At 60.6% G+C, this 3,160-nt stretch carries 4 protein-coding genes; 3 read left to right on the forward strand and 1 reads right to left on the reverse strand.

Annotated features, from left to right (window positions below; genetic code table 11):
* The coding region (locus tag AC1D1X_RS19280) for an AMP-binding protein (RefSeq protein ID WP_477698918.1) at nucleotides 1-228 on the reverse strand (228 nt) is incomplete at its 3' end.
* Nucleotides 229-351: 123 nt separating this feature from the next.
* On the opposite strand from AC1D1X_RS19280, the gene AC1D1X_RS19285 reads away from it, so the two are divergent.
* The 3 genes from AC1D1X_RS19285 to AC1D1X_RS19295 all read left to right on the forward strand — a co-directional run bounded on the left by AC1D1X_RS19285 (nucleotide 352) and on the right by AC1D1X_RS19295 (nucleotide 3,070).
* Nucleotides 352-1,845, forward strand: a complete 1,494-nt coding sequence (locus AC1D1X_RS19285) for a protein adenylyltransferase SelO (RefSeq protein ID WP_477669515.1) — start codon at nucleotides 352-354, stop codon at nucleotides 1,843-1,845.
* 31 nt (nucleotides 1,846-1,876) lie between these two features.
* Nucleotides 1,877-2,287: a peptide-methionine (R)-S-oxide reductase MsrB gene (msrB, locus tag AC1D1X_RS19290; RefSeq protein WP_477648405.1), complete on the forward strand. Its 411-nt coding sequence runs from the start codon at nucleotides 1,877-1,879 to the stop codon at nucleotides 2,285-2,287.
* Nucleotides 2,288-2,443: 156 nt separating this feature from the next.
* A complete protein-coding gene (locus AC1D1X_RS19295) occupies nucleotides 2,444-3,070 on the forward strand; it encodes a septation protein A (RefSeq protein ID WP_457280850.1) in 627 nt (208 codons plus the stop codon).
* Nucleotides 3,071-3,160: the final 90 nt, after the last annotated feature.

A 3,160-nucleotide genomic window follows, 5' to 3' on the forward strand; every position in this document is an offset into this window, starting at 1 on the left:
CCGGTAGCCGTTCCAGGCCAGCGTGGCAACGCGGTCGCTGAATGCGAGCTTCAGGCCGTCCAGCGCATTGGCAACCCGGCGCGCCCGATGGGCGACATCCTTGTAGGTGTAGCGATGCAGGTCGCCCTCCACGCGGCGCGAGACGATTTCGGCGTCGCCATGATGGCGCTCCGCGAATTCGATCAGGCCGGAAATCAGCAGCGGCTGGCTTTGCATTAACCCAAGCATCGGGAAGTCTCCATTGGTTAAATAGTGTTCAGCAAGCGGTCATCATGCCGCAGCGCACCATGACGGTCATGCGGGATTGCCCGTGAAATCACGGGTTCATGTCAGGTAGGGGACAATTTGCCGATGACCTCTGCAAACCTTCCGGCGCCCGACGATGCAGGTTCCTCTGCCGGTACCTCGCTGACCTGGAGCAACAGCTTCGCCCAACTGGGTGGCGACTTCTACACCCGCTTGCGGCCGCAGTCCCTGCCTGACCCCTATTGGGTTGGCCGCAGCCGCAGCATGGCGCACGAGCTGGGACTGGGCGCAGAATGGCTTGAATCACAGGCAGCCCTGGAAGCCTTGAGCGGCAATGGCGTCCTGCCTGGCTCCGAGCCGTTGGCCAGCGTCTACAGCGGTCACCAGTTTGGCGTCTGGGCCGGGCAACTCGGTGACGGCCGCGCCTTGTTGCTGGGCGAAATCAGTACTCCGCGCGGGCCGCAGGAAATCCAGCTCAAGGGCGCCGGCAAAACACCCTACTCCCGCATGGGTGATGGCCGGGCTGTACTGCGCAGCTCGATTCGCGAATTTTTGTGCTCGGAAGCGATGCATGGCCTGGGCATTCCCACCACGCGGGCGCTGTGCGTTACCGGCTCCGATGCAGCCGTGCGGCGCGAGGAGATCGAGACCGCCGCCGTGGTGAGCCGCACCGCGCCAAGCTTCATCCGCTTCGGCCACTTCGAGCATTTCAGCTACAACGACCAGCATGCGCAGCTCAAGGTGCTGGCCGACTACGTCATCGACCGGTTTTACCCCGCCTGCCGCAAGGCAAAGCAACCTTATGCGGCGCTACTGGAGGCCGTCAGCGAAAAGACCGCACACCTTATGGCTGCGTGGCAGGCTGCAGGTTTTTGCCATGGCGTCATGAACACCGACAACATGAGCATCCTGGGGCTGACCATTGACTATGGCCCGTTCCAGTTTCTCGATGCGTTTGATCCTGGCCACATCTGCAACCATTCGGACACCCAGGGCCGATACGCCTATAACAAGCAGCCAAACATGGCCTATTGGAACCTGTTTTGCCTGGGGCAGGCTTTGCTGCCGCTGATTGAAGACCAGGAGCAGGCTCTTGCAGCCCTGGAACCCTACAAAACCGTGTTCCCTGAGGCATTGCAGGCCCGAATGCGCGGCAAACTTGGCCTGGCGGACGAGCAATCCGAGGACAAGGCCCTGGTGGACAACACCTTCAAACTGTTGGCCGCCAACAAGGTGGACTACACCATCTTCTGGCGGCGCCTGAATGGTTTCACGGCACAAAGCGGCCATGAACCCCTGCGTGACCTGTTCTTTGACCGGGAATCCTTCAACGCCTGGGCGCTACAGTATTCAGAGCGCCTTGCGCAAGTGGATCAAGGGCTGCGGGCTGATTTGATGCTTAACAACAATCCCAAGTTCGTGCTGCGCAACCATTTGGGGGAAGAAGCCATACGCGCCGCGAAACTAAAAGACTTTTCCGGGGTCGACACCTTGCTTGCCTTGCTGCAGGCCCCATTTGAGGAGCATCCGGGGCATGAGAGCTTTGCGGATTTCCCCCCAGACTGGGCCTCATCCATTGAAATCAGTTGCAGTTCGTAACACCTCCGCCAACTCACGCCAGGAACAGAACATGAGCACCAAGATCCAGAAAACCGACGCCGAGTGGAAGGCCCTGCTGGCCGAAAAAGGCGCTGAGCCTGCGGCCTTTGAAGTCACGCGCCACGCCGCCACCGAGCGCCCCTACACCGGCAAATACGAAGCCGTCTGGGCCGACGGCAGCTACCATTGCATCTGCTGCGGTGCCAAACTGTTTGAGTCGGAAACCAAATTTGACGCCGGCTGCGGCTGGCCCAGCTTTTCGGAAGAAGCCGTGCCCGGCGCGATTGAGGAAATTGTGGACCGCAAGCACGGCATGGTGCGCACCGAAACCGTGTGCGCCAGCTGCGGCGCGCATCTGGGCCATGTGTTTCCCGATGGGCCGTCTCCCACAGGCCTGCGCTACTGCATGAACTCGGCAGCGCTTGATTTCAAGAAGAAGTGAAGCCCCCACGGTCGCTCGCTGCGCGTAGCTTCCTGCCCCCCCGAGGGGGCCGCCCGCCTGCGGCCCGGCAAAGCCGGTTCCGCGGCTCATGCTTGCTAATTCGGGACCCAACGCCAGTGAGCTCTTTCGCTTCTTTTACCCCGCGATAATCTGTTTATGAAAATTCTTTTCGACTTTTTGCCGATCGCCCTTTTTTTCGGCATGTTCAAGTACGCCGAAGGCAACAAGGACTGGGCCGCCGCTACAGCCACCGAGTGGCTGGGTTTTATGGTTTCCGGGGGAGTGGTGGGTGCGGCTGAAGCGCCTGTGCTGCTGGCTACCGTGGTTGTGATCGTTGCCACGCTGGCCCAGATCCTCTGGCTCAAGGTAAGCGGCAAGAAGGTCGACACCATGCTGTGGATCAGCCTGGGGCTGGTGACGGTGCTCGGCGGCGCCACCATCTATTTCCACAGCGAGAGCTTCATCAAATGGAAGCCCACGGTACTGTACTGGGTGATGGGCGGCGCGCTGCTGCTGGGGCAGCTGGTGTGGAAGAAAAACGGCATCAAGTCGCTGATGGGCGCGCAGATGAACTTGCCTGACCCGATCTGGCGCGTGGTCAATTTCAGCTGGGTTGGTTTTTTTGCCGTGATGGGCCTGCTCAATCTGTGGGTGGCTTTCACGTTTTCCACCAGCACCTGGGTCAACTTCAAGCTGTTTGGTGGCCTCGGTCTGATGGTGGTGTTTGTGCTTGCGCAGGCGGTGTACCTGAACAAGCACATCAAACCAGGCGCCACACCATGAACGCCGGCGTTTCCAGCGCCCTGCCCGTGCGCACCCACGAGATCGAGCAGCAGCTCAAGGCGCGGCTTCAGCCCACCCGACTGGAAGTGC

The organism is Polaromonas sp. P1_G4, from assembly GCF_056405475.1.